Raw genomic sequence first — 26,341 nt, 5'->3', positions numbered from 1 at the left:
ATTCTTCAGTACACCTCGGGCACATACATCGACGCTGGCACGGGCTGGCGCAGGTACTCGGGGTTGCGCACACGGTCGGGCAGCACCACGGCGGGGTGTGGCACCTCCTGGTAGGGCATTTGGGCCAGCAGGTGGGCAATGCAGTTCAGGCGCGCCTTTTTCTTGTCCACCGCCTGCACCACCCACCAGGGCGCCTCGGGGATGTGAGTGCGCTCCAGCATGGTCTCCTTGGCCTTTGTGTAGGCCTCCCAGCGCACGCGGCTTTCCAGGTCCATGGGGCTGAGTTTCCACTGCTTGAGGGGGTCGTGGATGCGGCCGAGGAAGCGCAGATGCTGCTCTTCGTCAGTGATGGAGAACCAGTATTTGACGAGCCGGATGCCCGAGCGCACCAGCATCTTTTCAAACTCGGGCACGGTGCGGAAGAACTCCTCGTACTCGTCGTCGCTGCAAAAACCCATCACCCGTTCGACGCCCGCGCGGTTGTACCAGCTACGGTCAAACAGCACGATCTCGCCCGCCGCAGGCAGGTGCGCCACATAGCGCTGGAAGTACCACTGCGTGCGCTCGCGGTCGTTGGGTGCGGGCAAGGCCGCCACGCGGGCCACACGCGGGTTCAGACGCTGGGTGATGCGCTTGATCACGCCGCCCTTGCCCGCCGCATCGCGCCCCTCGAACAGGATCACCACCTTCTCGCGGCTGTGCTGCACCCAGTCCTGCAGCTTGACCAGCTCGCCCTGCAGGCGAAACAGCTCCTTGAAATACTGCTGGCGTGCGAGCTTGTCGGCGGCGGTGGGGGCGCCAATGTCGTCCACCTCGCGGTCTTCGATCTCCAGCTCCAGCTCCTCGTCGTAGCTGTCGATCAGGTCATTGGCGATGCGCTGCATCAGCTCCTGGGAGTCAAGGGCGTTGTTGTAGAACATGGGGAGCCATCCGGCAGGGCAAAAGATGCGCCATGGTGGCGCGCTGCGGTGACAGTGCCGTGAAAATTTCGTGACAGCGGCGCGATCTGTCACAGCGTTGTCATGCCCACAAGCCACGATGCAGGCCCGTGCCGCCTGTTGACCTCCCTCCCCCTCCCACCACCGCCTTGCCCCCAAGCGCCAGCCTGAACTACGGGGGCGACTCCGCCGGGCTGATCTGCGGCTACCTGCTGGGCGCCGACGCCGCGCCGCGAGAAATCTACTCGGCCCAGGCGGCGCAGTGGCTGGCGGGCCTTCAGGCCGGGGGCGCAGCGCTGCAGGGGCAGTTCCTGTGGCTGCACTTCAACCTGAGCCACGCCCAGGCCATGCGCTGGATGGAGCGGCACGCCGACCTGCCCGAGGCGTTTTTTGATGCGCTCAAGGACCGCTCCGTCTCCACCCGCATCGAGCGCGACGACGACACGCTGATTGCCGTGCTCAACGACGCGCACTTTGACTTTGCGTTCGAACCCTCGGACATCGCCACTCTGTGGACCAGCGTGGCACCGCACCTGATGGTGACGGGACGCACCCGCCCGCTGCGCTCGGTGGACGCATTGCGCACGGCGGTGCGCAGCGGCAACGCGCCCTGCTCCAGCGTGGCCCTGCTGGCCGAACTGATGCGCACGCAGGCCTCGGGCCTGGTGGACATCGTGCGCGGCGTGACCCAGCGCATCGACGACGTGGAAGACGCGCTGCTGGCGGGCCGCCTGGACCACAAACGCGCGCGGCTGGGCGTACTGCGGCGCCTGCTGGTGCGGCTGCAGCGGCTGCTGGCGCCCGAGCCCGCAGCGCTGTTCCGCCTGCTGCAGCACCCGCCCGCGTGGATGGGCGCCGACGACGCGCAGGAGCTGCGCGACTCCACCGAAGAGTTCTCGGTGGTGCTGCGCGACATGCAGGGACTGCAAGAGCGCATCAAGCTGCTGCAGGAAGAGATCGCCGCCAGCGTGCAAGAGGCCAACAGCCGCAGCCTGTTCGTACTGACGGTGGTCACCGTGCTGGCCCTGCCCATCAACATCCTGGCGGGTCTGTTTGGCATGAACGTGGGGGGCGTGCCGCTGTCGGACGACCCCCAGGGCTTCTGGATCATCGTGGCTGTGGTGGTGGCGTTCACGGCGGTGGCGGGCTGGCTGGCGCTGCGGGACACGCGGGAGCGCTAGCCCTGGCGGGGGCCCTACAATCGCGCCCCTTCCCCGCTCCCGATTGCCTCCCCTGCCATGAACATCGTCGTCAACGAAGAACTCAAAGCCTACATCGAACCCCTGACCCCCGACGAACACGATGCGCTGGAGCGCAGCATCCTGACCGAGGGCTGCCGCGACGCGCTGGTGCTGTGGGGCGATGTACTGGTGGACGGCCACAACCGCTACGGCATCTGCCAGAAACATGGTCTGCCGTTCCAGACCGTGCAGAACCCGCGCTTCAAGTCGATGGAAGACGTGCACCTGTGGATGATCGACCAGCACCTGGGTCGCCGCAGCGTGTCGGACTTCCAGCGCGGCGTGCTGGCACTGCGCAAGCGCGAGATCATTGCGGACCGCAAGGCGCGGGCCAGCACCGCCGCCGAGCCCGCAGAAGCAACGGCCGCCGCCATGACCGACTTGCCAGCGGCCGCCCCCGAGGCCGTTGCCGCCCTGCCCGCACCCGATCCGTTGAGCAGCCGCGAGGCCATTGCCAAGGCAGCGCGCCTGAGCAGCAGCCAGGTGGTGATGATCGAGAAGATCCAGAAGCAGGCCGCGCCCGAGCTGGTGGCCGCCGTGAAGTCCGGCACTATCTCCATCAACGCCGCTGCGGCTGTTGCCACCCTGCCCGCCGAGGAGCAGGTGGCAGCCGTCGTGGCGGGCAAGGACGAACTCAAACAGGCCGCCAAGCGCGTGCGCGAACTGAACAAGCGCAAGCCGCGCGACGAAGCGCCGTCGGAAGAAAAACCGGCAGTGGAAGCCGCAGCAGGTGCCGAGGGTGCGGAGGGCGGCGCCGACGAGCTGCGCACCCTGCGCAGCCGCGTAGCCGAACTCACCGCAGAGAATGCCGAGCTGCGCAGGCAGGTGGCGCAATTGCAGGCGGCGCTGCCGGAGGGCAGCGCGCCGTTCTGAAGATTCTGAAGATCAACCGCTGGCGTTGCGCAGCGCGCTCAGCCGGTCGGCGATCAGGTCGATGTCGAGCCCATCTTCCGCGTGGGTCAGGTAGGCCTCCAGGTCGGTCACCGCGTCGGCCGTGTTGCCCCTCTCGGCATGGGCCAGCCCCCGGTCGCGCCGCTCGCCCCAGGCCTCGGGCAGCAGCACGATGAGCCGGTCCAGCACGGCAATCAGGCGCTGCCAGTCCTGCTGGGTGCGGTGCACTTCCTTCAGGTTGCGCAGCATGCGCGCAATGATGTCGCGCGGCGTGGCGGCCTGCAGGTACAGGCCCAGCGGCACGTCGTAGTCGTCCACCAGGCCATTGCGGCGCTTGTAGGGCTCCAGCCGCTCGGCCAGTTCCTCGCGGCTCAATGACTGGCCCGAGATCGGGTCCATCACCACCTGCCCCTTGGGCAGCAGCACCTTGACCATGAAGTGCCCGGGGAACGCGATGCCCCGCGCATGCAGGCCCAGGCCCTGGGCCAGCTCCATCCAGAGCACGGCCAGGCTGATGGGAATGCCCCGGCGCGTGCGCAGCACCGCGTTGAGGTAGCTGTTTTCGGGGTCGTAGTAGTTGTTGATGTTGCCGCCAAAGCCCAGGTCGGCAAAAAAGAACTGGTTGAGCGTGCGCAGGCGCTGCAGCGCAGGGGCATCGGCCGGCAGGCGGCGCTGGATGCGCGCAAGCAGCTGGTCCATGTCGCCCAGCAGTTGCTGCACGTCGAATTCGGGGTATTCGTCCTGGGCCAGGCTGGCGGCGGCCTCCAGCAGCGGAAAATGCTCATCGCTGTGCACCAGCGATGCAAAGTACTCCAGCGAGGTGGGCACGGAATAGCTCAGGGACATGGTGAATTTTTAAGCGTCACGCCGGTCAGCGTCAATCGACAGAAAACCCGTCTTGACAGGGCATTTGTGGCCTTCGGAGGGACATGCCATGGTGTTTCAGCGCCGCAGCATCTGGCGCAGCTTGAGGCCCGCCGCCCACAGCGCACCAAAGTACAGCACGGCAGCCGCCACCATCAGCGCGGCCAGCAGGCCGATGCGCTGCCAGGATTTGCCGCGCATCTCCACCCAGTCGAAATACTGCGCGCCCCACACCAGCAGCACGGCCAGCAGGGCGCTCGCGGCAATCACCTGCAGGGCAAACCTGCCCCAGCCCGGCAGGGGCTTGTAGCTGCCGCGCCGCAGCAGCCCCACCAGCAGCCAGGTGGCGTTGATGAGCGCTCCGATGCCGATGGTCAGCGTCAAGGCCGCATGCTGCAGGTAGGGCACGAGCACAAGGTTCATCAGCTGCGTGAGCACCAGCACCGCCACGGCAATCAGCATGGGCGTGCGCATGTCGTGCTTGGCATAAAAACCCGGCGCCAGCACCTTGATGGCCACGATGCCCACCAAGCCCGCACCATAGCCCGTGAGCGCCAGCGTGGTCTTGCGCACGTCTTCGTCGCCGAACGCGCCGTAGTGGTACAGCACCGCCACCAGCGGCTCGGAGAACACCAGCAAGGCCACCATGCAGGGCACCGACAGCAGCACGACCAGGCGCAGCCCCCAGTCGAGCATGGCCGAGTAGCGTTCATCGTCCTGCTTGGCGCGGGCGCTGGCCAGCTGCGGCATCAACACCACGCCCAGCGCCACGCCCAGCAAGGCGGTGGGCAGCTCCATCAGGCGGTCGGCATAGGTGATCCAGCTCACGCTGCCCGTGGCCAGGTGCGAGGCAATCTGCGTGTTGATGAGCAGCGAGATCTGCGCCACGCTCACGCCCAGCAACGCGGGCAGCATCAGGCGCGCCACCTTGCGGGTGGTGGGGTCGGCCCAGGCGGTGCGGATGGCCGCCCAGCGCACACCGATGCGCGGCAGCAGCCCCAGACGCAGCAGCGCGGGCACCTGGATGCCCAGTTGCAGCAGGCCGCCCAGCATCACCCCGGCCGCCTGGGCATAGATGGGCTCGATGCCATGGCGTGCAAACAAGGGCGCGCCCAGCGTGATGGACAGAATGAGCGCGATGTTGAGCAGCACCGGCGACGCGGCGGGCACCGCAAACTTCTTCCAGGTATTGAGAATGCCCCCGGCCAGCGCGACCAGCGACATGAAGCCGATGTAGGGGAACATCCAGCGCGTCATGGTGACGGCGGCATCAAACCCCTGGGGCTGCAGCCCGCTGGCCATGGCCCACACCATCCACGGCGCGCCCAGCACCCCGGCGATGCACAGCAGCACCAGCGTCCAGGCCAGCAGCGTGCCCACATGGTCAATCAGTGCCCGGGCACCGTCGTCGCCCTCCTGAGCGCGGGTGGCGGCCAGCACCGGCACAAAAGCCTGGCTGAAAGCCCCTTCGCCCAGCACGCGGCGGAACAGGTTGGGAATGCGGAACGCCACGTTGAAGGCGTCCGTCATGGCGCTGACCCCGAAGACGGAGGCCATGAGCAACTCGCGCACCAGCCCGGTGATGCGGGAGGCGAGGGTCAGCAGGGAGACGGTGGAGGCGGCTTTGAATAACGACACCGCAAGAAGTGTAGCCCTGGATGATCCCCCAGCCGGATGGCGCGCCCGGTGGCCCGGCCAAGCCCGGCCCCATGGCACCCTGGCGCCGCCGCCGCACCGGCTTCCGGCAAGGTAGTGGCAAAAATCCCTCTCTGGGCTATAATCGCGGGCTTTGCTGGCAACATCCACAGACCCAAGGAATATTCATCATGGCATCCGCTAAACCAAAAAAGAAGAACCCCCGCCTCGCTTCGGGCCGTAAGCGCGTCCGTCAGGACGTCAAGATCAACGCCGCGAACACCTCGCTGCGCTCCAAGTACCGTACCGCTGTCAAGAACGTCGAGAAGGCTGTTCTGGCTGGCGACAAGACCAAGGCGACCGAACTGTTCGCCAAGATGCAAGCCGTGGTGGACACCGTGGCCGACAAGGGCATCTTCCACAAGAACAAGGCTGCTCGCGACAAGAGCCGTCTGTCTGCCAAGGTGAAAGCCCTGGCACCCGCAGCCGCTTAAAAAACTCACCGCCTGCTCCGGCAGGCCAACAGCCCGGACGGCCCCGCCGTTCGCCGTTTGTAACGGGTGCGCTGCCAGCAAAAAGACGAACAAACCGCCTTCGGGCGGTTTTTTCGTTTCCGGGCCTCGCACAGCACGCTTTACCTTAAATTATTGAATCAGCATAATTATTGGAATCCCATAAAATCCAATAAACCATGACCTTCCGCCGCACCGCTCTTGCCGAGCAGATGGCCCATCAGCTGCTCAGGCCCTCGTTCCTGGACACCTCGCTGCGCTCCGGCCTGTTCCTGTCGGGCCAGCGGCGCGTGGGCAAGACCACCTTCCTGGCCACCGACCTCATCCCCGCCCTGGAGGCCCTGGGCGCCATCGTGGTCTATGTGGACCTGTGGAGCCAGCCGCAGGCCAACCCGGCCGATCTGGTGCACGAGGCCATCCGCAAGACGCTCAAGGAGCTGCAGCTGCCTGGCTCAGGCCTCCTCAAACGGCTCAAGGAAGTCACCAACCTCGAAGCGGGCGCAGCGGGTTTCAAGTTCGGCTTCAAGCTCGCCGATGTGGGCAAGGACGACGGCGTGAGCCTGGCCCAGGCGTTCCAGGAGCTGATCGACCAGGCCCAGACCGATGTGGTGCTCATCGTGGACGAGGTGCAGCATGCGCTGGGCAGCGCCGATGGCGACCACCTGCTGCATGCGCTGAAGGCGGCGCGCGACGCCATCAACACCCGCCCGGGCACGCCGGGGCACTTCCTCTTCATCGGCACCGGCTCGCACCGTGCGCGCGTGCAGGAACTCACGCTCAAGGGCAACCAGGCCTTCAACGGCGCGGTGACCAACGAATTTCCGGTGCTGGGGCGGGATTTCATCGACTACGTGCTGACGCAGGTCGGCCCCCAGCTGGGTGCCATGCTGCCTTCGGCGGAAGTCACCGAAGCCGCTTTTCGCAGCATGGGCAGCCGGCCTGAGGAGCTGATGAAGGCGCTCAACGTGTTGCGCAGCCTGCCGCCGGACGCCCTGCCCGACGAACACCTGCCCACCATCGCGCAGTCTTTGGGCGCTGCGGCGGCCGATGTGGAACTGCAAAAGGTGGAGGCCATGGGCCCGCTGGCCGAGGCCGTGTTCTCACGCATCTGCAGCATCGGCGGCGACGTGAAGGGCGTGTTCACCGGCGAGGCGCTCAAGGCCTATGCGGCGCAGATCGGCCGCGAGGTGACGGCCCAGGAGGTGCAGGGCATCATCGGCGCGATGACCTCGGCCAACCTGCTCATGCGCGTGAAACACGGGCACTACGGCGTGACGGACCCGTTTGTGGAAAAAGCCTGGATGAACCGGCTGCAGGCCGACCAGCTGCTGCGCGCGAGCCCCGCTGGCGATGCGCCCCGGCTGGGTGCAGGCAAAGGAAACTGAGCGCCTCAGCCCTTGGCGGCGGGCGGGTCGGGCAGCAGGCAGGCCTCGGCCACCTGCAGGTTGTTGTCGCGGGCGAAGTTGATCACGAAATCCCAGGCCATGGGTTCATGCCCCTGCAGGTCGCGATGCACCACCACACATTTCACGCCATTGAGCGTGGTGGGAATGCACCAGGGCGAGTAGCTCAGGTGGCTGCCGGGCCGGGCTCCACCGGGGCGGAAGCTGCTCATCACCCCGGCCAGCCGCTCGGCCCAGTCGCTGGGCCGAAAGGTTTTCCCGTCATGGGTGATGCCCTGGATGAAGACTTCTTTGGAGGAGGGGGAAACCATCGGGGATTGGAGTGGTAGTGAGCGCGCCAGACACAGGATCACTGCATGCTGCACCGCAACGCGTATTCTAACTCTTATATAAGAGCTGCCCCTCTAATCCATCGCCAGCACCGGGAATCTGGCGCAAATCCCTGGTAACAGCCTTCATTGCAGTAATGCGCAATCGTCAACAGACGATCACAGTGCGCGCCCTAGAATCGTGCTTCGTTTTTTGCCACCGTACCGTCTGGAGATTCCCGCATGACCGCTTTCATCGAAGCCGCTTCGCCCCACGTGATGAACACCTACGGCCGCGTGCCAATCGCGCTGGAGCGTGGCCAGGGCTGCCGTGTGTGGGATGTGAACGGCAAGGAATACCTGGACGGCCTGGGCGGCATCGCCGTGAACACGCTGGGCCACAACCACCCCAAGTTCGTGCCCGCGCTGCAGGACCAGATCGCCAAGCTGATCCACACCTCCAACTACTACCACGTGCCCGGCCAGGAGCAACTGGCCGCCAAGCTGGTGGAGCTGTCGGGCATGCAGAACGTGTTCTTCTGCAACTCGGGCCTGGAGGCCAACGAGGCGGCCCTGAAGATCGCCCGCAAGTTCGGCGTGGACAAAGGCATCGCCAAACCCGAGATCGTGGTCTATGAAAAGGCCTTCCACGGCCGCTCCATCGCCACCATGTCGGCCACCGGCAACCCCAAGATCCACAGCGGCTTTGGCCCGCTGGTCGAGGGCTTTGTGCGCGTCCCGATGAACGACATCGAAGCCATCAAGCAGGCGACCGAAGGCAACCCCAACGTGGTCGCCGTGTTCTTCGAAACCATCCAGGGCGAAGGCGGCATCAACGCCATGCGCATCGAATACCTGCAGCAGCTGCGCAAGCTGTGCGACGAGCGCGGCTGGCTCATGATGATCGATGAAGTGCAGTGCGGCATGGGCCGCACCGGCAAGTGGTTTGCCCACCAGTGGGCGGGTATCGTGCCCGACGTGATGCCCCTGGCCAAGGGCCTGGGCTCGGGCGTGCCGATTGGCGCGGTGGTGGCGGGCCCCAAGGCCGCCAGCGTGCTGCAGCCCGGCAACCATGGCACCACCTTTGGCGGCAACCCGCTGGCCATGCGCGCCGGGGTCGAAACCATCCGCATCATGGAAGAAGACGGTCTGCTGCACAATGCGGCCCAGGTGGGTGACCACCTGCGGGCCGCCCTGACGCGCGAGCTGGGCAACCTGCCGGGCGTGAAGGAGATCCGGGGCCAGGGCCTGATGCTGGGCATCGAACTGAACAAGCCCTGCGGCGCCCTGATTGGCCGCGCAGCCGAAGCGGGCCTCTTGCTGTCGGTCACGGCCGACAGCGTGATCCGCCTGGTGCCTCCGCTGATCCTGACCACGGCCGAGGCCGACGAAATCGTCGCCAAGCTGGCCCCGCTGGTCAAAGCCATCCTGGCTGAATGAAGCAAAGCAAGATTGTCATGACGACGCTGAAACATTACCTGCAGTTCACCGACCTCACCGCCGACGAATACACCTACCTGTTCGAGCGCGCCGCGCTCATCAAGAAGAAGTTCAAGGCCTACGAAAAGCACCACCCGCTGGTGGACCGCACGCTGGCCATGATCTTCGAGAAGGCCAGCACCCGCACGCGCGTGAGCTTTGAGGCAGGCATGTACCAGCTGGGCGGCAGCGTGGTGCACCTGACCACGGGTGACAGCCAGCTGGGCCGCGCCGAGCCGATTGAAGACAGCGCCAAGGTCATCAGCCGCATGACCGACCTGGTGATGATCCGCACCTACGAGCAAAGCAAGATCGAGCGTTTTGCTGCCAACTCGCGCGTGCCGGTGATCAACGGCCTGACCAACGAGTACCACCCCTGCCAGATCCTGGCGGACATCTTCACCTACACCGAGCACCGGGGCTCCATCGCTGGCAAGACGGTGGCCTGGGTGGGCGACGGCAACAACATGGCCAACACCTGGGTGCAGGCAGCATCGCTGCTGGGCTTCAAGGTGCATGTGAGCACACCCCGTGGCTATGAAATTGATGAAAAATTGGCCGCTGGCGCCCACGGGATCAGCGCCGACAGCTATCAATTCTTTAGCAACCCCATGGAAGCCTGCCGAGGCGCCGACCTGGTCACCACCGACGTGTGGACCAGCATGGGCTACGAAGCCGAGAACGAAGCGCGCAAGAAGGCTTTTGCCGACTGGTGCGTGGACACCGAAATGATGGCCGCAGCCCAGCCCGACGCCCTCTTCATGCACTGCCTGCCCGCGCACCGGGGCGAAGAGGTCGAGGCCGACGTGATCGACGGGCCGCAGTCCGTGGTGTGGGATGAGGCAGAGAACCGCATGCACGTACAAAAAGCACTGATGGAATATCTGCTTCTGGGCAAGCTGGCCTGACAGCCCCATGCCCTGGCGCCGCCAGCCCGCGCACAGCGCCGAACTGCGAGCCCACTGGAACGCACTGGGCCAGGCGCTGGGCCGGGACACCCCCGCCTGGCGCGCCGAGGGCCGGCGCCTGCTGCGCAGCTGGGCCCGCTGGCCCCGGGCCTACCACGACACCACGCACCTGCGGGCCTGCCTGCGGCACATGCAGGCGGTGCTGGATCAGCAACCCGGCGCACTCCACAACCCCCATGCCGTCGCCTTGGCCCTGTGGTACCACGACGCCATCTACTGGCCGTGGAGCGGGCACAACGAGGCGCGCAGCGCCGAGTGGGCGCGCCAGTTTCTCCTGAGCCAGGGGCTACCCACGGAATTGGCCGAGGCCGTGCACCAGCATGTGATGGACACCCGCCATACCCCGGGCCCGCTCACGGGCGATGCATTGTGGGTGGTGGACATCGACCTGGCCGTCCTCGGCCAAAGCGATGCGGTGTACCGCCAGTTCGAGCGCAATGTGCGGCGCGAATATTTCTTTGTGCGCTGGCCGCGCTATGTGGCGGGGCGCAGCGCCGTGCTTCAGGGCTTTCTGGACCGCCCGCAGATCTACGGCACGGGCTACTTTGCACAGCGCTACGAGGCGCAGGCACGCACCAATCTGCAGCAGGCGCTGCACGCGCTGGGCGAAGGCAGGCTGTACCAGTAGCAGGCCACAAAGGCGCGGGCTTTTATGAAGAAAAACAGGCCTTACCGCGCACCCACAAAGCGCGAATAGCTATTAAATATATAGCAAACTCTACACCACGGGCCTGCGCGGTGCTGGCATGGCCATCGGCTTTTCGGCACCTGCCCCGGGCGCCACCCCGCAGGTGCCGCAACTGCGGCACTCACCATCATCGCCCCCGCCACAGCCGGGCGCCTGAGCCAGCCCCGGGTGGACCTTGCCCAACCCTTGCCGCCAGCGGGCGGGCAGATAACGCCACAGCACATAGAGCGCTGCAGCGGCGACGATCAAACCAACAATGAGTTGCTGGGCCATAAGCACCTTTCCCTTCAGCCGCCGCCCAGCGCCAGCGCCACGCGGTAAGTCACAAAACTGGCGGCGTACGCCATGGCAAACAGGTACCCCACCATGAGCAGCGGGTAGCGCCAGCCGTTGGTCTCGCGCCGCACGGCGGCGATGGTGGAGATGCACTGGGGCGCAAACACATACCAGGCCATCAGCGACAGCGCCGTGGCCAGTGACCACGACCCCGCAATCAGCGACCCCAGCTGGCTCGCCACCTCGTCGCCCGTGGCAGACAGCGCGTACACCGTGCCCAATGCACTCACCGCCACCTCGCGCGCCGCCATGCCGGGCACCAGGGCGATGGCGATCTGCCAGTTAAAGCCGATGGGCGCCACGATCACCTCCAGCCAGCGGCCCAGCTGGCCCGCATAGCTGTAGGTGATGGCCGCCTGGGTGGCGCCGTCCGGTGCGCCGGGGTAGGTGGACAAAAACCACAGCAGCACGGTGACGGCCAAAATGATGCCGCCCACGCGCTTGATGAAAATCATCGCCCGCTCGTACAGGCCAAACGCCAGGCCCCGCACGCTGGGCCAGCGGTAGGCGGGCAGCTCCATCATCAGCGGCGTGGGCCGCGTGTCACTGCGGGCCAGCTTGGCCACCGCCGCCACGGCCATGGCGCTGACGATGCCCGCCACATACAGCGCAAACAGCACCACACCCTGCAGGTTGAACACCCCCGCCACCGTGCGCTCGGGAATGAAGGCCGCAATCAGCAGCGCATACACCGGCAGGCGCGCCGAGCAGGTCATGAGCGGGGCGATCATGATGGTCACCAGCCGGTCGCGCCAATGGGTGATGGAGCGTGTGGCCATCACCCCCGGCACGGCACAGGCAAAGCTCGACAACAGCGGGATGAACGAGCGGCCCGACAGGCCCACCGTGCCCATCACGCGGTTCAGCAAGAACGCCGCGCGCGGCAGATAGCCCGAGTCTTCGAGCGCCAGGATGAACAGGAACAGAAACAAAATCTGCGGCAAAAACACCAGCACCCCGCCCGCGCCCGCCAGCACCCCATCGGTCAGCAGGCTGCGCAGGGGGCCATCGGCCATGTGGGTGTTGATAAGTGCCGCCAGCCAGGCCATTCCGTCCTCGATCCACGACTTGGGTAGCTCGGCCCAGCTGAACACCGCCTGGAACATCAGGAACAGCGTGGCCGCCAGCACCAGCAGACCCCACACCGGGTGCAGCACCACCGCGTCGATGCGGTCATCGGTGCGCAGGCTCACCATGGGCACGCGCACCGCCAGCTCCAGAATGCGCCGCACCTCCTGGTGGGTGCGGATGACGTCGTTTTGCGCCTCCAGGTCGCTCGCGTCCAGGCGCGCTGCCGCATCGGGCGCCACCACGGGGCGCTGCAGTTGCTGCAGGTTGGCGCCATCCAACCACTGCACCAGCTCCTGGGCGCCGTTGCCGCGCACGCCCACGGTGGCCAGCACCGGCATGCCCAGCTCACGCGACAGTGCCTCGCGGTCGATGGCGATGCCCTGGCGCTCGGCCACGTCCATCATGTTGAGCACCAGCACCATGGGCAGGCCCAGCGCGCGCGCCTCCAGCACCAGGCGCAGGTTCAGGCGCAGGTGGGTGGCATCGGTCACGCACACCAGCACGTCAGGCACCGGCTCACCCGCGCGCCGCCCGCGCACGATGTCGCGTGTGATGGCCTCGTCCAGGCTGTGCGCATGCAGGCTGTAGGCGCCGGGCAGGTCCAGCACCCGCACGCTGCGGCCCGCAGCAGTCTGCAGCAGGCCCTCCTTGCGCTCCACCGTCACGCCCGCGTAGTTGGCCACCTTCTGGCGCGCACCGGTGAGCAGGTTGAACAGCGCGGTCTTGCCGCAGTTGGGGTTGCCCAGCAACGCAATGCGCAAGGGGGCATCAGCCGAGGGCATGGACGCTGCCGTGGGCGCGTTCATGCCGCCTCCTCCAGTGCCTGCCCGGCGGCATCCAGCCGCTGCACCTGCACCATGGACGCCTCTTGCCTGCGCAGCGCAAACGTGACCTGCCCCACGCGCACTGCGATGGGGTCGCCCCCCACCCCGCCACGTGCCACCACGCGCACGGTTTCACCAGGCAGAAAACCGATTTCCAGCAGGCGCAACAAAACGCTGTGCTCCTGCGCATCGCGGGCGGGCAGCAGCCCGGTCACCAGCGCCTGGGCACGCAGGGGCAGCGCGTCCAGGCCGGTGGATGCAGAGTACCCGGCACGCTGATGCAGCAGCGCAGCCGCGCCATGGTCCATGGCTTTCATGGGGGAATGCCTTGTTGTGAATGATATTGATTCTCAATTTTATCAATATCACCGCCCTGCTGCTGAGGGCAAGGCTGCTAAGTCTGATCCAGAGCAAACCCAGTTCAGGGGCTGTGCGCGGCCCAAGTCAGTTGTATGGGGCAAATTTTGTATTGACTTATGCAACACCTGCCCTCATGTCGAGGACGAACGTCGCACGGGGTTCCGTCGCGCAGGTATCCCACAGCCCTAAACCAAATAAAAGCGGGCAGTCGATCAAATTGCGATCTTCGCGTTTTCACATGTATGGCCTGTGTGTGCCTCAGCGCGCCCCCTCGACTTCTTCACTTGCGTTGCGGTGTGACTGAAATGCTTCTTGGCAGTGAACAGAATGAAATTGAGCGAGGGATGTTCAATCAGAGGCTGCAGGTCCCCATCTAGCACATCTGTATTCGAGAAATCGAACCAGTCCAGCCGCTCCAGATTGCGCAGGAACCCAAGCGACGGCAAGGGCGCCGATGCGGTGAGGACCAATTTCTTCAGCATCCCGAGGTGCTTAAGCTGATCGGCCAGACCTTCGATATGGCGAGCGCCCTCCAGGGTCAACTCCACCAATCCCCCACACCGGCCCAGGTACGCCGTATCTTGCAAACCCCGAGGTTGTACAAGGGAGAGCGCGGAAAGGTGCGGGCAGGCGGCCAAGCCATCCAATGAGCGGACCTTCGAGCGGAACAGGTTGAGCTCGCGAAGTTGCGGGGCCATGCGCAGGAAGCCCAGATCTCCCGTCGTGGGAGCCGCTCCGGTCAAGCTCAAACGGGTCAGGCACGGGTAGGTCTGCGCGAAACGGATGCTGGGGGCCCAGGCCTGGCCCAAGGACTCGAGCGCCACGAATCGTTCGCAGTCCACCAGCGGGTTAAGGTCGTCATTGCAGTAATAGGCTCTCAAGTCGCCCGCATGCTGCTGCAGCGGCGCGAGATCCACTTTCCGATTCAGCATGAGGTGCAACTTGCCCACGCCTTCAAACGCCTCGAGGCACGACACCTCGGCCAGATTCGGGTTCTGCGCCTCGGAAAGCCCAAGTTGGGTATACCGGCCGGACTTCCAGAGTGCCGCGCAAGCGCGGGCTTCGGTTGCATCTACGTAGAGGGTGCGCTCCAGCAACTGACCTCCGATGACGGTGTCTACTTCTTGCGAGCGACCTGGCAGGCATTCATCATTCATCGCTGTGCTCCCTGGCTTTTGGTCTTGTTGTTTCGACCTTCGCCACCGCAGCTGCCGATCTAGGGGCCATCGTCATTAGGCAATCGCTCGTGCTGCCAAGGCAACCGCTTTTGTGGCCGAGAGCAGAAGTCTAGCCCCAGAGTTCAGATGGGGCCCCTATCGGAGCCCCGCGCTGCTACGTGAGTTGCAACTTCATTTCCACGGCGCATTTCGAGCCATCCCGGTTTCAATTCAAAACGCCCACGCCCCCAGCTGGTAATAGTCAAACCCGCTGGTGCGCCCGCCCAGGCACCGTGCGAGGAAGTCCTCTGTCTTGCGGTACATCGTGAGGTTGTTGGGCCAGCGCTGGTTGCCGTGGCCGTCGCCCTGGAAGGTGACGTAGTCCACCTCTTTGCCCGCCTTGCGCAGGGCGGCCACCATCCATTCGGACTGCTCCAGCTTCACGCGCACATCGTTCACGCCATGCATGATGAGGATGGGCTTTTGCGCATGCTCGGCGCGGTACAGGGGTGATTTGGCATCCATGCGCGCACGGTCGGCGGGCACGGCGGGGTCGCCCACGTAGCGGTGCCACCAGGGCAGGCCCAGCTCCCAGTAGGGCGGTGCGGCCTCCAGCAGGCGGGCGATGTCGGTCACGCCCACGATGCCCACCGAGCAGGCAAACACCTCGGGGGTAAAGGTCGCACCCACCAGGGCAGAGTAGCCGCCGTAGCTGGCGCCGTAGATCGCCACACGCCCGGGGTCGGCCACGCCGCGCTCTACGGCCCAGCGCACGCCGTCCACCAGGTCGTCGTGCATGCGGCCTGCAAACTCGCCCCGTGCTTTTTCCATGTGTGCGCGGCCATAGCCGCTGGAGCCCCGGTAGTTGACCTGCAGCACGGCATAGCCCCGGTTGGCCAGAAACTGCCGCATGATGCCCTCACCCCAGCGGTCACGCGCCCAGGGCCCGCCGTGAACCAGCAGCACCAGCGGGAGCGCCTGCGGCCGCTGCACGCCCACCGGCAGCGTGAGGTAGCCATGGATGGGCAGGCCGTCCCGCGCGGTGTAGGTGATGGGCTCGGAGGGCACCAGCGCATGGGCGATCACGCTCAACCGGCTTTCACCCAGAAACTGCGGCTCGTGCCCGTCGCGCAACAAGTAGGTGCGTGCACCCCGCTCCGTGCCCACGGCCACGGTGAGCACGCTGTCGGACTGGTCGGCGCTCATCACCCGCACATCCGCAGGCTGGTCGCCCGCCAGGGCCGCCAGCCGGGCGGCCAGCGCCGCATGGAACACCTGGCGGGCCGGATACCCGGGCATCGAATAAGCCACCAGCGGCTCGCGTGTGCGGCGGCTCAGGGTCACGTTGTCCAGGTCCACATCGGGGGATGCGTAAAACAGCTCTTCGGCGCCCGTGGCCAGGTCCAGCCGCACCAGCGCCAGTTTGTCGCGCCCCCGGTTGGACAGCGCCCAGGCCTTGCGCCCCTCGTCGTGCAGGCCAAAGATATTCAGCGTGTCCCAGCGGCTCCACTGCGCGGCGGTCACCCACTGGCCGGGTTCGGCGCCCGGGCGCTCCAGCAGGCCCTGGTCGCCTTGCACCTGTGCACGGGCACGCAGTTGCCCGGTGCGGTCCACGCCCCACCAGGTGACGTTGCCCGGGTTGGTGGCCAGCAGCACGGGCTCGCCACCTGCCGGGTTCACGCGGTACAGGTCAAACACTTTCTTGTCGCGCTGGTTGGAGGTGACTATGAAGTCCGAGCTACCGTCCACCCCATCCACCAGGCGCGCCACCGACTTTTGCGCGGGCATCAGCTCGCGCAACCCGGTGTCGGGCCCATTCGCCAGGCCCACGTGAATGCGCGTGTTTTCGTCCCCGGTCGGATCGGCCGTAATGGCCAGCCAGCGGCTGTCGGCACTGAACCGGACGGTGCGCGCACGGATGCGGAACGCCTTGGCATCGCTGCCGTCGATGGAGCGCACCCAGATCGCAGGCACCACGCCATCGACACCAAACCAGGCAATGCGCTGCCCGTCGGGCGACACCTGGTAGCCCCCGGTGGCCTGGCGGCTCGTCACAAAGTCGCGCACGGGGATCAGCTCGGGCAGTTGTGCATTGGCCAGCGACGGGTGCGTGGGTCCGGAGGCGCAGCCCGCCAGGGCCAGCACTGCGGCGAGCGCTGCACCGCCCCACCATCGCCGCATCGCATTCGCATTGTTTGTTGTCATATACGCCATACACCCTCTCCCTGTGTTCCTGTGTTGAGTCGCCGGATGCGGCCATTGTGCAAAGCCTTGCCTTAAGGCCAGCCAAAGGCCCCTGCCGCCGCGCCACGCAAGGGCCACCGCTCCCGCCACAATCCCACCCCATGCACATCCTGCTCATCGAAGACGACCTGGACCTGGGCCGCGCTCTGCAGTCCGCGCTGAAGGTGGAGGGCCTGACCAGCGAGTGGCTGCGCCGTGCGGTGGACGCGCCCGCCTCGGTGGATGCGACCATGGTGGACTGTGTGCTGCTCGACCTGACCTTGCCCGACGGCAGTGGCTTCGATCTGCTGGCGCGGTGGCGCAACCAGGGTGGGCAAGGCGGGCAGGTGCCCATCATCGTGATCACGGCGCGCTCGGCCGTGGAAGACCGGCTGGCCGGGCTGGATGGCGGGGCCGATGACTTCGTGGTCAAGCCTTTTGCCACGGCCGAGCTGCTCTCGCGCATCCGCGCCGTGCTGCGCCGCAGCGCCCGCCAGGCCAGCGAGCGCTGGGTGCTGGGCGAGCTGGTGATTGAGCCGCGCCGCCATGCGGTGCAGCGCAACGGCACAGTGCTGGATGTGTCGCCGCGCGAGTTCCAGCTGCTGCTGGAGCTGGCGCGCGAACCGGGCGCGGTGGTCTCCAAAAGCGTGCTGGCGCAGCGGCTGGACCCGCTGGGCGAGCCCATGGACTTTGCCGCCATCGAGGTGCATGTATCCAACCTGCGTCGCAAGATCGGGGCGGAGCTGATCCGCACGGTGCGCGGTGTGGGCTATTTGCTGCAAGCATGACCACGACGATGAAACACGCGTTGCGCAGCACATGGGGCTGGCTGGCCGAGCCCACGCTGATGCGCCGGAGCGTGGCATCGGTGCTGGTGGCGTTTGTGGTGGTGTGGGCAGTGCTGCTGGGCTACAACTTCGTCAACTACAAACACACCATCACCCGCGACCCGGGCCTGATGAAGTACGGCGATGCGGTGCTGGATTCGCTGGCCCAGGTTACCGATCCTGCGCACGCCGCCACGGCGGTGGCGGCCACCGACCACTGGACCAACATCCGCCGCCGCCAGATCGGGCTGCTGCCCGGGGTGCAGATGCACGAGCTGCTGGATGCGGCGTCGGGCCAGCGCGTATTTGCATCGCCGGGGCTGCAGAACGCGGCCTTGCCGCCCGCCGCGCCCCACGCCGAGCCATACATCCAGGAAGCCGCATTGCAGGGCCGGTCGTTCCGCATCTACACCGGCCGCAATGCGCGCTGGGTGCTGCGGGTGTTCGAGACCAAGCGCACCGACTCCAACTTCCTGCAGTACAACGGCCGCGCGCTGCTGCCCTACCTGCTGCTGGCGTCGCCCTTTGTGCTGCTGGCGGTGTGGCTGTCGGTGCGCCATGGCCTGCGGCCGCTGCAGCAACTGGCCAGCCGCATCGCCCAGCGCGGGCAGGACGACCTGCAATCCGTGGGCTTCAACGCCCGCCACCGCGAACTCAAGCCGCTGGAGCAGTCGCTGGACCACCTCTTCGCCCAACTGAGGCAAAAGGTGGAACGCGAGCGCGCCTTTGTGCAGGACGCCGCGCACGAGATCCGCACACCGCTGGCCGTGATCACCGCCCAGGCCCATGTGATGGCCCGCTCGCCCAGCCAAGAGGAACGCACGCAGGCCCAGGCCCACCTGGAGCAGGCCATCGCCCGCACCTCGCACCTGGCGCAGCAGCTGCTGGACCTGGCTGCGCTGGACGACGCGCAACGCCCCGCACCGCGCGACCTGGACGTAGCGCAGTGGCTGCGCGGGGCGTTGGCGCAGGCCGTGCCAGATGCGATGGCGCGGCAGGTCGAGCTGTCGTTGGACGCACCCGACACCTTGCCCGCGCGGCTGGACCAGCCTGCGTTCGAATCCATCGCCCACAACCTCATCGACAACGCGCTGCGCTACACGCCCCATGGCGGCAACGTGGCGGTGACGCTGCGGCGCGATGACGCGGCGCTGCGGCTGTCGGTGCAGGACGACGGGCCGGGCATCCCGCCCACCGAACAGCAGCGGGTGTTTGAGCGCTTTTACCGGGGCACGGGCCACGCCGCCAACGGCTCGGGCCTGGGCCTGGCCATCGTGCGGCAGGCGGTGCTGCGCATGGGCGGGCAGGTGCAGATCGGCGCGGGCCTGAACGGCCGGGGCGTGGGTTTTTTCGTTAGCATTCCCCTCCCCCACAGCGCCTGACGGCCCCGCCGCAGGCCCTGCGCCCATCCCGCCCGTCCCGCATGTCCGAAGCCGCCACCACCGCCGATTCCGCCCACCCGTGCCTGAGCTGCGGCGCCTGCTGCGCCAGCTTTCGCGTGGACTTTGCCGTGTACGAGATGCAGGCGATGGGCGGCACGGTGCCCGACGGTCTGGCGCTGGATGTGAACGGCAGCACCTGCCGCATGCGGGGCACGGAGCAAGTGCCCATCCGCTGCGCCGCGCTGACCGGCCAGGTGGGCCAGCAGGTGGCCTGCAGCATCTACGAACTGCGCCCGGCGCCCTGCCGGGAGTTCTCGGCAGGCGACTACGCCTGCCACAAGGCGCGTGCGCGGCACGGGCTGGCGCCGCTGGCGGAAGGCACCAGCTTGTAAGGTGACACCCTCCAGCAGCCGGGCTACTGCCGCATCAAAGTAGTTTAGGCTTCAACAAAAAATCGACCAGGTGTTGGAAATAACCGACACCACGGGTTTTTCGGGACATGCAAACTTTGTCCCATGCCAACGCCCTCCTCCCCCACCGCCCGCCGGCTTTGGGACATCTCGCCGCCCGTGCACGCGGGCAGCCCCGTGTTCCCCGGCGACACGGCCTACAGCCAGCAGTGGTGCGCCACCATCGGCCCCGGCTGCCCGGTCAACGTGAGCGCGATCACGATGTCGCCCCATGTGGGCGCGCATGCCGATGCGCCGCTGCACTACGACGCAAAGGGCGCCACCATTGGCGATGTGTCACTCGATGCTTTTCTGGGCCCCTGCCGCGTGATCCACGCCATCGGCTGCGGCACGCTCATCACCTGGGAGCACATCGCCCACGCGGTGAGCAGCCCCCTGCCCCAGCGCGTGCTGGTGCGCACCTACGAACACATGCCTGTGGACCGCTGGGATGCCCAACTGGCCGCCTATGCGCCCGGCACCATCGAACGCCTGGCCGACCTGGGCGTGCTGCTGGTGGGCATCGACACCGCCAGCATCGACCCGGCCGACAGCAAGACCCTGGACAGCCATCAGGTCATTCGCCGCCGGGGTCTGCGCGTGCTCGAAAACCTGGTGCTCGACGCCGTGCCCGAGGGCGACTACGAACTCATTGCCCTGCCGCTCAAGTTGACCACGGCCGATGCATCCCCCGTGCGCGCCGTGCTGCGGGCGCTGTAGCCCAAAAATTTCAAGCTTTTTTGGCCTCTACCGAGCGTCCATCAAGCGCTAGTAGCTATTAAAACAGAAGCAAACCACTCTGAACACCATGACCACCACCTTGCAAGACTGCCGCGCGCTCGACGCGCAAGACCCCCTGGCGCCGCTGCGCAGCCACTTCGCCCTGCCCCCGGGCGTGATCTACCTGGACGGCAATTCACTGGGCGTGGCCCCCAAGGCCGCCGCCGCACGCGTGGCCGATGTGGTCACCCGCGAATGGGGCACCGACCTCATCAAATCGTGGAACACCGCCAGCTGGTTCGACCTGCCCCAGCGCCTGGGCAACCAGCTCGCCCCGCTGATTGGCGCGGGCAAGGATGAAGTGGTGTGCACCGACAGCACCTCCATCAACCTCTACAAGGTGCTGAGCGCGGCGCTGAACATTGCGCGCGAAGACAGCCCCGCGCGCAAGCGCATCGTGAGCGAGCGCAGCAACTTCCCCACCGACCTCTACATTGCCGAAGGCCTGTGCAAGGAGCGCGGCCTGGAGCTGGTGCTGGTGGAGCCTGAAGAGATCACCGCAGCGCTGACCAGCGACGTGGCCGTGCTGATGCTCACCCACGTGAACTACCGCACCGGCGCCATGCACGACATGGCCGCCATCACCGCCGCTGCGCACGCCCAGGGCATTCTGTGCGTGTGGGACCTGGCACACAGCGCGGGCGCGGTGCCGGTCGATCTGAACGGCGCAGGCGCAGATTTCTCGATTGGCTGCGGCTACAAATATTTGAACGGCGGCCCCGGCGCACCCGCCTTTGTGTGGGTGCATCCGCGCCATGCCAGCCGCTTCTGGCAGCCGCTGTCCGGCTGGTGGGGCCATGCCGCACCGTTTGCCTTTACACCCGACTACCAGCCCGCCCCGGGCATCACGCGCTACCTGTGCGGCACGCAACCCATCATCAGCCTGTCGGCCTTGCAATGCGGTCTGGATGTGTTCACCGCCGCACAAAGCCTGGGCGGCATGGCCGCGCTGCGCACCAAGTCGCTGGCGCTCACCGACCTGTTCATCCAGTTGGTGGAAGAGCGCTGCACAGGCCACGGCCTGGGCCTGGCCACGCCGCGTGACCATGCCCAGCGCGGCTCGCAGGTGTGCCTGACGCGCGACGAAGGCGCGGGCGTGAACGGCCAGGGCAGCGGCGCCTACGCCATCGTGCAGGCGCTGATTGCACGCGGCGTGATTGGCGACTTCCGCAAGGGCGACGGCGGCACGGGCCGCCACAAGGACATCCTGCGCTTTGGCTTTACGCCGCTGTACCTGGGCTTTGAAGACGTGTGGAACGCCGTGGAGCACCTGCGCCAGGTGCTGGAGAGTGGCGAGTGGCGAAAGCCTGAGTTCAACCAGACCCATGCAGTGACCTGATCATGTGCCCCTTCTCCCACTCCAACACACCGGCCAACGCCAACCCAGGCGACAACGCAGCATCTGCCCTGCCCGAATCCATCGTGCATGAAGAGCGCGCACAGCTCGACTTCAGCCAGAGCATGAGCTACGGCGACTACCTGCAGCTCGACGCCATCCTCACCGCACAAAAGCCGCTGTCGCCCGCGCACGACGAGATGCTGTTCATCGTGCAGCACCAGACCAGCGAACTGTGGATGAAGCTCATGCTGCACGAGCTGCGCGCAGCCATCGGCCACATTGCGCGCGACGAGCTGCCGCCCGCGTTCAAGATGCTGGCGCGCGTCAGCAAGATCATGGAGCAGCTGGTGCACGCGTGGGACGTGCTGGCCACCATGACGCCGCCCGAGTACAGCGCCATGCGCCCGTACCTGGGCCAGTCCAGCGGGTTCCAGAGCTACCAGTACCGCTGCATCGAGTTTTCGATGGGCAACAAGAACCGCGCCATGCTCAAGCCCCACGAGCACCGCGCCGACCTGCTGGCCCAGGTGCAGGCCACGTACGAAGCCCCCTCACTGTATGACGAGGCCCTGCGCCTGATGGCCCGGCGCGGCCTGGCCGTGCCCGCCAGCCACACCGAACGCGACTGGACACAGCCTTATGTAGAAAACGATGCGGTGGAGCAGGCCTGGCTCACCGTGTACCGCAACCCCGAGAAGCACTGGGACCTGTACCAGCTGGGCGAGGAGCTGACCGACCTGGAAGACGCCTTCCGCCTCTGGCGCTTCCGCCACGTGACCACGGTGGAGCGCGTGATCGGCTTCAAGCGCGGCACGGGCGGCACGGGCGGGGTGAGCTACCTGCGCAAGATGCTCGACGTGGTGCTGTTCCCCGAAATCTGGAAGCTGCGCACGGACCTGTAAGCACGGCGGCACACCGCAAAAAAAACAGGCCTGCTCACCACCCCGGTGAACAGGCCTTCTAACTGCTGCCTGCGCCCTACAGGAAAGCGCTGGCAGCTATGGTTTTTATAGTTCTCTCCCTGATCTGCACTCGGCGTGCGCTTCAGTCTCCGGCCTTGGCAAACACCTGCCCGCCCGAGAGCTGGTAGGCCAGGTTGTCCACCTGCAGGCTGCGTTCGTTGGCAATGTCAAAGCGGCTGTACAGCCCGGGCGTGTCGCCGTTCAGGATGGGTGTGGACACCACCATGGAGCGCTGGGCGAGCGCGCCGGTGGTCGTGTTCACCTCCAGCCGCAGGGCGCCCTGGTAGCCCCGCACGGGCGGGGGCGTGCCCACCCCGGTGGGCGCCTGGTAGACGCGGGCCGGGAACGCCAGGCGCACCTTGCCTTCCACCACCTGTAGGTTGAGCACGGGCCGGGTGCTGTCGAGTGTGGTGATGCTGCCCCGGCCGCCCACCGTCTGCGTGGCCAGGCGCTTGCCCTGCGCGGCATTGCGCACGTCAAACACCGCCAGCTGAATGCCGTCGGCCACGCCGCCCAGGGCGCTGTCCTTGCCCACCCCCAGCAGCAGGCCGTTTGGCAGCGGCACCAGGTGGTCGGCATGGCCGCCCGCCGCCAGCTCGCCCGCCACCGTGGGGTTGGCGGGGTTGGCCAGGTCCAGCACCCACACGGGTTCGGTGGTGGCAAAGGGGGTGGCATAGGCCCGGGTGCCTGCAAAAAACACGTTGTCGATCTGCTGATCGCCCCGCGCCGTGCGCAGCCGGATGGGCAGCTTGGCCTGCGGGCTCAGGTGGTTGTCGCGGCCGCTGTCGCGCAGCACGGTCAGCAGCGCGGGGGAGGCCTGCTGGGCCTGGATGGTCACCGGCGGCATGCCACTTTGGCCCGTCTTGCCGGTGAAGGTCAGCACGCGCAAGTCGTTCTGGTACTCGTTCAGGCGCGACGGCATGCGGCGCAGGTCCCAGCCCAGGTGGCCGTCCACACTGCCCGAGGCGTCGTAGTCCACCTGCGCACCACGGAAGCTGAACTTGTGGATGTCGGTGCGGCTGTCGGCCGGGAACACGGCATTGATCACGTCGCCGCCATAGCGGTACTGGCGCGAGCTGGCCACATACACACTGCGCGCGCCCAGGTGCACGGCTTCGCTGCCACCCGCAAAACAGCGGCTGGTGCGCGCCAGGCTGGACGAGGTGAGGTCAATGGCCGTGATGGAGGTGAGCTGCAGCGACAGCGAGGCATTGCCTGTCTGCACCAGGCAGTCGGCCTCGTTCACCAGCGGCTGGGGCTGGCCGCCGTCCACGCGCAGGGTGGGGATCAGTGCGGCAGTGTTCAGGTCCTTGAGCGCCGTCTGCACCGCCGATGCCGAGGCGCCCGCATGCACGGTGAAGCGGGTGAGGTCGGGCGACCAGGTGGTGACCAGGTACAGCGTGTTGCCGATCAGGCGGCTGCCCACCAGAAGTCCGTCGATGCGCATCTGCTTGAGCTGCGCGGGCGCCATGTCCTTGCTGATCGCGAACAGGTCGAGCGACAGCATGCGGCTGTATTCGGGCACCACGGTGATGCTGGCGTCGGCCGCAGCCACCACGGGCTGGCGGTCGGCGTACGGGTCTTGCTGCGACAGCACGGCGGCGCGTGTGCCGCCGCCCGCCACATAAAAGCCCTGGGGGATGAACTTGGCATCCAGCGTGGCGCGGCCCACGCTGGCCAGGCTGCCGTCGGCGGCGCGCGCCTGGGCAGTCAGACGCGGCGGCTCGCGGCCGGTGTCGGTGGCGTAGGCGCGGTGCAGGCCGTACAGCATGGTGCCCTCGGCCTTGATGAGGCCGTCTTCCTCCACCACCGCACCTGCCAGAGGTGCGCCGGTGTGGGTGACCACGCTGCCTGCGCTGCTCAGGCCCCCCACGGTGGGCACGGTGATGGCCGTGCCGGGGTAACCCAGCGCCACCCGCTGCGCGATCTTGGCCTTGAAGTAGGCCACCAGATCGCCCGACCGCGCCACCTGCAGCCGCGCCTCGTTGGGCGTCTGCGGGTTGCCGCCCTCCCCCCCGCCGCAACCCGCCACGAATGCGGCCGTGGCCACGGCCAGCCATGCGGGCGAGACATAGGACATGCCCGCCACTTTCTTTATCAACCTTCGGTTCGTCATGTGATTTTTCTCCCTGTGGATACCTGTGATCTGCATGGCGGGGTGGAAGCTTGCCCATCCCATCTCGCAGATAAGTGGGATAATATCCCACACAATTTCCACGCGTCAACCAGATGACAATCACGGCCTGACCCTGACACCTACCGCGCGCCGGTTCTGTTTTCATGCCCTCCCGCTCCGCCATCGTTCTGGCCTCTGCCCTGCACGTGCTGCGCCCGTTGGCGCGCCTGCTGCTGCGCAACGGCGTGGCCTACCCCGCGTTTGCAGCGGCGATGAAGAAGGTGTTTCTGGACGCCGCGCACGACGAGCTGCAGCGCACGGGCAAGAAGGCCACCGACAGCGCGGTGAGCCTGATGTCGGGCGTGCACCGGCGCGACGTGCGCAACCTGGGCCGCCTGGCCGAACCTTCTGCCGAAGAAGAAGCGGGCGAAACCCCGCTGAACATGGCCAGCCAGGTGGCCGCGCGCTGGCTGAGCCAGACCGATTGCCTGGACGACGAGGGCCAACCCCGCCCCCTGCCCCGCAGCGGCGAGCCCCCGCACTTTGACGGACTGGTGGCCAGCATCAGCAGCGATGTGCGGCCCCGCGCGGTGCTTGACGAGCTGGTGCGCCTGGGCATGGCCGAGGAAGGCGAGGACGGCCAGATCCGCCTGCTGGCCGCTGGTTTTGTGCCGCGCCAGGGCTTTGCCGAGATGGCGCAGCTGATGCAGGAGAACCTGCACGACCACCTGGCCGCCGCCAGCCTCAACCTGGAGGGCGAGCACAACTACCTGGAGCAGGCCGTGTTTGTGGACCAGCTGAGCGCAGAGTCCGCCCACCGCCTGCACGTGGTGGCCGCCAGGGCCTGGCGCCAGGCTTTCAAGACCGTGATGACCGAGGCGCAGGCCCGCTACGACCACGACCAGAAAAACACCCCGCCCGGCGAGCGCAACCGGCGCGCCCGCTTTGGCAGCTACTTCTATGCCGCAGACAAAGATGAACGTCCTTCCTGAACTCTGGGCCCACATGGCCCGGCTTATGGCCCAGCGCACAGCCCGGCTGCTGGCCACGGCCGCCACCTTGCTGGTGCTGGCCGCCTGCGGGCCTGGCACCGGGGGCACGGGCACCGGGCCCATCAATGGTGTGCTTGGCTTCTCGGGCAGCGGCTTCGCCGTTGGCGCCCCTTGCGCGCAGCATTGCGGCAGCACCGAGTTGCGGCTGGAGAACGAGCGGGTGGAGCTGACCGTCACCTGCCGCCACTTTGTGTTCACCGGCCCGTGGGAGATCGATGCCACCGGCCTGGCCGTGCTGAACGGCACCCTGGAAACCACGGAGCTGGCCGACGGCCAGGTGCAGACCCGCACCGTGGCCGCCGAGATGCGCCTGCAGTTCAGCGACACCCGCGCCGACAGCAGCCGCGAGGTGGCCGTCACCGTGCGGGATGCACAGGGCAACCACCTGATTGCGCCCTTGACCCTGGAGCAGCGCCCCGCTGCCACGGCCCCCGAGGCCTGCGCACCGGGCACGCCCTGAAACGGCCTGAAACGGAAAAGGGCCTGCGCAGCCACACTGCGCAGGCCCCTGGAACCCGACCCACCGGCCAGCGGCC

Annotated in this window: 25 protein-coding genes; 15 read left to right on the top strand and 10 right to left on the bottom strand. The window is 66.8% G+C overall.

The features are described 5' to 3' along the window. Nucleotides 1-5: 5 nt before the first annotated feature. Nucleotides 6-920 carry a polyphosphate kinase 2 gene (gene ppk2, locus CBY09_RS07755; protein WP_094288191.1) on the bottom strand — a complete coding sequence of 305 codons (915 nt, stop codon included), beginning with the start codon at nucleotides 918-920 and terminating at the stop codon, nucleotides 6-8. A gap of 167 nt (nucleotides 921-1,087) precedes the next feature. Here ppk2 and CBY09_RS07750 point away from each other — a divergent pair, with 167 nt between their 5' ends. After that, a complete protein-coding gene (locus tag CBY09_RS07750) occupies nucleotides 1,088-2,119 on the top strand; it encodes a transporter (RefSeq protein ID WP_094288189.1) in 1,032 nt (343 codons plus the stop codon). A 57-nt stretch (nucleotides 2,120-2,176) separates the two neighbouring features. Next, nucleotides 2,177-3,052, top strand: a complete 876-nt coding sequence (locus CBY09_RS07745) for a ParB N-terminal domain-containing protein (RefSeq protein ID WP_094288187.1) — start codon at nucleotides 2,177-2,179, stop codon at nucleotides 3,050-3,052. 12 nt (nucleotides 3,053-3,064) lie between these two features. Here the strand turns inward: CBY09_RS07745 and CBY09_RS07740 are convergent, their stop codons facing one another. Together CBY09_RS07740 and murJ are read right to left on the bottom strand one after the other, a co-directional pair. After that, complete coding sequence (locus tag CBY09_RS07740) at nucleotides 3,065-3,916, bottom strand: SirB1 family protein (RefSeq protein WP_094288185.1); 852 nt, start codon at nucleotides 3,914-3,916, stop codon at nucleotides 3,065-3,067. A gap of 96 nt (nucleotides 3,917-4,012) precedes the next feature. After that, entirely contained in the window at nucleotides 4,013-5,572 is a 1,560-nt protein-coding gene (gene murJ, locus CBY09_RS07735) for a murein biosynthesis integral membrane protein MurJ (RefSeq protein ID WP_094288183.1), read from the bottom strand. 188 nt (nucleotides 5,573-5,760) lie between these two features. Here murJ and rpsT point away from each other — a divergent pair, with 188 nt between their 5' ends. Together rpsT and CBY09_RS07725 are read left to right on the top strand one after the other, a co-directional pair. Further along, the gene (gene rpsT, locus CBY09_RS07730) at nucleotides 5,761-6,063 is read left to right on the top strand and encodes a 30S ribosomal protein S20 (protein ID WP_015015385.1); all 303 of its coding nucleotides are present in this window, start codon (nucleotides 5,761-5,763) and stop codon (nucleotides 6,061-6,063) included. A gap of 197 nt (nucleotides 6,064-6,260) precedes the next feature. Beyond that, nucleotides 6,261-7,466: an AAA family ATPase gene (locus CBY09_RS07725; RefSeq protein ID WP_094288181.1), complete on the top strand. Its 1,206-nt coding sequence runs from the start codon at nucleotides 6,261-6,263 to the stop codon at nucleotides 7,464-7,466. Nucleotides 7,467-7,471: 5 nt separating this feature from the next. On the opposite strand, the gene CBY09_RS07720 is transcribed toward CBY09_RS07725, so the two are convergent. Then, nucleotides 7,472-7,795 (bottom strand): DUF3579 domain-containing protein, encoded by a 324-nt coding sequence (locus CBY09_RS07720; protein ID WP_094288179.1) that lies wholly within the window; start codon nucleotides 7,793-7,795, stop codon nucleotides 7,472-7,474. A gap of 240 nt (nucleotides 7,796-8,035) precedes the next feature. Here CBY09_RS07720 and CBY09_RS07715 point away from each other — a divergent pair, with 240 nt between their 5' ends. Genes CBY09_RS07715 through CBY09_RS07705 form a run of 3 tightly spaced genes read left to right on the top strand, consistent with a single transcriptional unit; the run spans nucleotide 8,036 to nucleotide 10,867 of the window. Then, a complete protein-coding gene (locus CBY09_RS07715; protein ID WP_094288177.1) occupies nucleotides 8,036-9,232 on the top strand; it encodes an aspartate aminotransferase family protein in 1,197 nt (398 codons plus the stop codon). 17 nt (nucleotides 9,233-9,249) lie between these two features. Next, nucleotides 9,250-10,179 carry an ornithine carbamoyltransferase gene (argF, locus tag CBY09_RS07710; RefSeq protein WP_240515633.1) on the top strand — a complete coding sequence of 310 codons (930 nt, stop codon included), beginning with the start codon at nucleotides 9,250-9,252 and terminating at the stop codon, nucleotides 10,177-10,179. A 7-nt stretch (nucleotides 10,180-10,186) separates the two neighbouring features. After that, on the top strand, nucleotides 10,187-10,867 hold the full coding sequence (locus tag CBY09_RS07705; protein WP_094288173.1) for an HD domain-containing protein: 681 nt from the start codon (nucleotides 10,187-10,189) through the stop codon (nucleotides 10,865-10,867). Between the two features lie 90 nt (nucleotides 10,868-10,957). Here CBY09_RS07705 and CBY09_RS07700 read toward each other — a convergent pair whose 3' ends face one another. The 5 genes from CBY09_RS07700 to CBY09_RS24220 form a co-directional block, all read right to left on the bottom strand. Then, a complete protein-coding gene (locus tag CBY09_RS07700) occupies nucleotides 10,958-11,200 on the bottom strand; it encodes a hypothetical protein (protein ID WP_094288171.1) in 243 nt (80 codons plus the stop codon). 14 nt (nucleotides 11,201-11,214) lie between these two features. After that, nucleotides 11,215-13,140, bottom strand: a complete 1,926-nt coding sequence (gene feoB, locus CBY09_RS07695) for a ferrous iron transporter B (RefSeq protein ID WP_240515631.1) — start codon at nucleotides 13,138-13,140, stop codon at nucleotides 11,215-11,217. After that, complete coding sequence (locus tag CBY09_RS07690) at nucleotides 13,137-13,466, bottom strand: FeoA family protein (protein WP_094288576.1); 330 nt, start codon at nucleotides 13,464-13,466, stop codon at nucleotides 13,137-13,139. The genes feoB and CBY09_RS07690 overlap by 4 nt, the downstream gene beginning before the upstream one ends. 264 nt (nucleotides 13,467-13,730) lie before the next feature. Further along, a complete protein-coding gene (locus tag CBY09_RS07685) occupies nucleotides 13,731-14,675 on the bottom strand; it encodes a leucine-rich repeat domain-containing protein (protein WP_133066251.1) in 945 nt (314 codons plus the stop codon). Nucleotides 14,676-14,906: 231 nt separating this feature from the next. Continuing rightward, nucleotides 14,907-16,856, bottom strand: a complete 1,950-nt coding sequence (locus tag CBY09_RS24220; RefSeq protein WP_165773880.1) for a S9 family peptidase — start codon at nucleotides 16,854-16,856, stop codon at nucleotides 14,907-14,909. A gap of 164 nt (nucleotides 16,857-17,020) precedes the next feature. Here CBY09_RS24220 and CBY09_RS07675 point away from each other — a divergent pair, with 164 nt between their 5' ends. The 6 genes from CBY09_RS07675 to kynA all read left to right on the top strand — a co-directional run bounded on the left by CBY09_RS07675 (nucleotide 17,021) and on the right by kynA (nucleotide 22,577). After that, a complete protein-coding gene (locus tag CBY09_RS07675) occupies nucleotides 17,021-17,686 on the top strand; it encodes a response regulator transcription factor (protein ID WP_094288165.1) in 666 nt (221 codons plus the stop codon). An 8-nt stretch (nucleotides 17,687-17,694) separates the two neighbouring features. Next, nucleotides 17,695-19,107, top strand: coding sequence for a sensor histidine kinase (locus CBY09_RS07670; RefSeq protein WP_094288163.1), 1,413 nt, complete (start codon nucleotides 17,695-17,697; stop codon nucleotides 19,105-19,107). 41 nt (nucleotides 19,108-19,148) lie between these two features. After that, nucleotides 19,149-19,499, top strand: coding sequence for a YkgJ family cysteine cluster protein (locus CBY09_RS07665; RefSeq protein WP_094288161.1), 351 nt, complete (start codon nucleotides 19,149-19,151; stop codon nucleotides 19,497-19,499). A 123-nt stretch (nucleotides 19,500-19,622) separates the two neighbouring features. Beyond that, the gene (kynB, locus tag CBY09_RS07660) at nucleotides 19,623-20,276 is read left to right on the top strand and encodes an arylformamidase (protein WP_094288159.1); all 654 of its coding nucleotides are present in this window, start codon (nucleotides 19,623-19,625) and stop codon (nucleotides 20,274-20,276) included. A gap of 88 nt (nucleotides 20,277-20,364) precedes the next feature. Further along, nucleotides 20,365-21,675, top strand: a complete 1,311-nt coding sequence (kynU, locus tag CBY09_RS07655; protein ID WP_094288157.1) for a kynureninase — start codon at nucleotides 20,365-20,367, stop codon at nucleotides 21,673-21,675. Between the two features lie 2 nt (nucleotides 21,676-21,677). Further along, nucleotides 21,678-22,577 carry a tryptophan 2,3-dioxygenase gene (kynA, locus tag CBY09_RS07650; protein ID WP_094288155.1) on the top strand — a complete coding sequence of 300 codons (900 nt, stop codon included), beginning with the start codon at nucleotides 21,678-21,680 and terminating at the stop codon, nucleotides 22,575-22,577. 142 nt (nucleotides 22,578-22,719) lie between these two features. On the opposite strand, the gene CBY09_RS07645 is transcribed toward kynA, so the two are convergent. Further along, a complete protein-coding gene (locus CBY09_RS07645) occupies nucleotides 22,720-24,717 on the bottom strand; it encodes a beta-propeller domain-containing protein (protein ID WP_165773879.1) in 1,998 nt (665 codons plus the stop codon). A gap of 200 nt (nucleotides 24,718-24,917) precedes the next feature. Between CBY09_RS07645 and CBY09_RS07640 the strand changes: the two genes are divergently transcribed. Next, on the top strand, nucleotides 24,918-25,745 hold the full coding sequence (locus tag CBY09_RS07640) for a DUF6502 family protein (protein WP_094288151.1): 828 nt from the start codon (nucleotides 24,918-24,920) through the stop codon (nucleotides 25,743-25,745). After that, nucleotides 25,729-26,265 carry a hypothetical protein gene (locus tag CBY09_RS07635; protein ID WP_133066250.1) on the top strand — a complete coding sequence of 179 codons (537 nt, stop codon included), beginning with the start codon at nucleotides 25,729-25,731 and terminating at the stop codon, nucleotides 26,263-26,265. The genes CBY09_RS07640 and CBY09_RS07635 overlap by 17 nt, the downstream gene beginning before the upstream one ends. Nucleotides 26,266-26,341: the final 76 nt, after the last annotated feature.

Origin of the sequence: Acidovorax kalamii, from assembly GCF_002245625.1 — a bacterium.
GTDB lineage: Bacteria > Pseudomonadota > Gammaproteobacteria > Burkholderiales > Burkholderiaceae_C > Acidovorax > Acidovorax kalamii.
This window is presented reverse-complemented; position numbering and strand designations above follow the sequence as displayed.

Bases quoted from the DNA above. Each gene is read 5' to 3' on its own strand.
- CBY09_RS07705 (WP_094288173.1), top strand. From the start codon at position 10,187: ATGCCCTGGCGCCGCCAGCCCGCGCACAGCGCCGAACTGCGAGCCCAC.
- CBY09_RS07685 (WP_133066251.1), bottom strand. From the start codon at position 14,675: ATGAATGATGAATGCCTGCCAGGTCGCTCGCAAGAAGTAGACACCGTC.
- CBY09_RS07665 (WP_094288161.1), top strand. From the start codon at position 19,149: ATGTCCGAAGCCGCCACCACCGCCGATTCCGCCCACCCGTGCCTGAGC.
- CBY09_RS07645 (WP_165773879.1), bottom strand. From the start codon at position 24,717: ATGTCCTATGTCTCGCCCGCATGGCTGGCCGTGGCCACGGCCGCATTC.
- kynA (WP_094288155.1), top strand. From the start codon at position 21,678: ATGTGCCCCTTCTCCCACTCCAACACACCGGCCAACGCCAACCCAGGC.
- CBY09_RS07690 (WP_094288576.1), bottom strand. From the start codon at position 13,466: ATGGACCATGGCGCGGCTGCGCTGCTGCATCAGCGTGCCGGGTACTCT.
- argF (WP_240515633.1), top strand. From the start codon at position 9,250: ATGACGACGCTGAAACATTACCTGCAGTTCACCGACCTCACCGCCGAC.
- CBY09_RS07640 (WP_094288151.1), top strand. From the start codon at position 24,918: ATGCCCTCCCGCTCCGCCATCGTTCTGGCCTCTGCCCTGCACGTGCTG.
- ppk2 (WP_094288191.1), bottom strand. From the start codon at position 920: ATGTTCTACAACAACGCCCTTGACTCCCAGGAGCTGATGCAGCGCATC.
- CBY09_RS07715 (WP_094288177.1), top strand. From the start codon at position 8,036: ATGACCGCTTTCATCGAAGCCGCTTCGCCCCACGTGATGAACACCTAC.
- CBY09_RS07725 (WP_094288181.1), top strand. From the start codon at position 6,261: ATGACCTTCCGCCGCACCGCTCTTGCCGAGCAGATGGCCCATCAGCTG.
- CBY09_RS07740 (WP_094288185.1), bottom strand. From the start codon at position 3,916: ATGTCCCTGAGCTATTCCGTGCCCACCTCGCTGGAGTACTTTGCATCG.
- CBY09_RS07670 (WP_094288163.1), top strand. From the start codon at position 17,695: ATGAAACACGCGTTGCGCAGCACATGGGGCTGGCTGGCCGAGCCCACG.
- rpsT (WP_015015385.1), top strand. From the start codon at position 5,761: ATGGCATCCGCTAAACCAAAAAAGAAGAACCCCCGCCTCGCTTCGGGC.
- CBY09_RS07675 (WP_094288165.1), top strand. From the start codon at position 17,021: ATGCACATCCTGCTCATCGAAGACGACCTGGACCTGGGCCGCGCTCTG.
- CBY09_RS07720 (WP_094288179.1), bottom strand. From the start codon at position 7,795: ATGGTTTCCCCCTCCTCCAAAGAAGTCTTCATCCAGGGCATCACCCAT.
- CBY09_RS07700 (WP_094288171.1), bottom strand. From the start codon at position 11,200: ATGGCCCAGCAACTCATTGTTGGTTTGATCGTCGCCGCTGCAGCGCTC.
- CBY09_RS24220 (WP_165773880.1), bottom strand. From the start codon at position 16,856: ATGCGGCGATGGTGGGGCGGTGCAGCGCTCGCCGCAGTGCTGGCCCTG.
- kynB (WP_094288159.1), top strand. From the start codon at position 19,623: ATGCCAACGCCCTCCTCCCCCACCGCCCGCCGGCTTTGGGACATCTCG.
- CBY09_RS07635 (WP_133066250.1), top strand. From the start codon at position 25,729: ATGAACGTCCTTCCTGAACTCTGGGCCCACATGGCCCGGCTTATGGCC.
- CBY09_RS07745 (WP_094288187.1), top strand. From the start codon at position 2,177: ATGAACATCGTCGTCAACGAAGAACTCAAAGCCTACATCGAACCCCTG.
- feoB (WP_240515631.1), bottom strand. From the start codon at position 13,140: ATGAACGCGCCCACGGCAGCGTCCATGCCCTCGGCTGATGCCCCCTTG.
- kynU (WP_094288157.1), top strand. From the start codon at position 20,365: ATGACCACCACCTTGCAAGACTGCCGCGCGCTCGACGCGCAAGACCCC.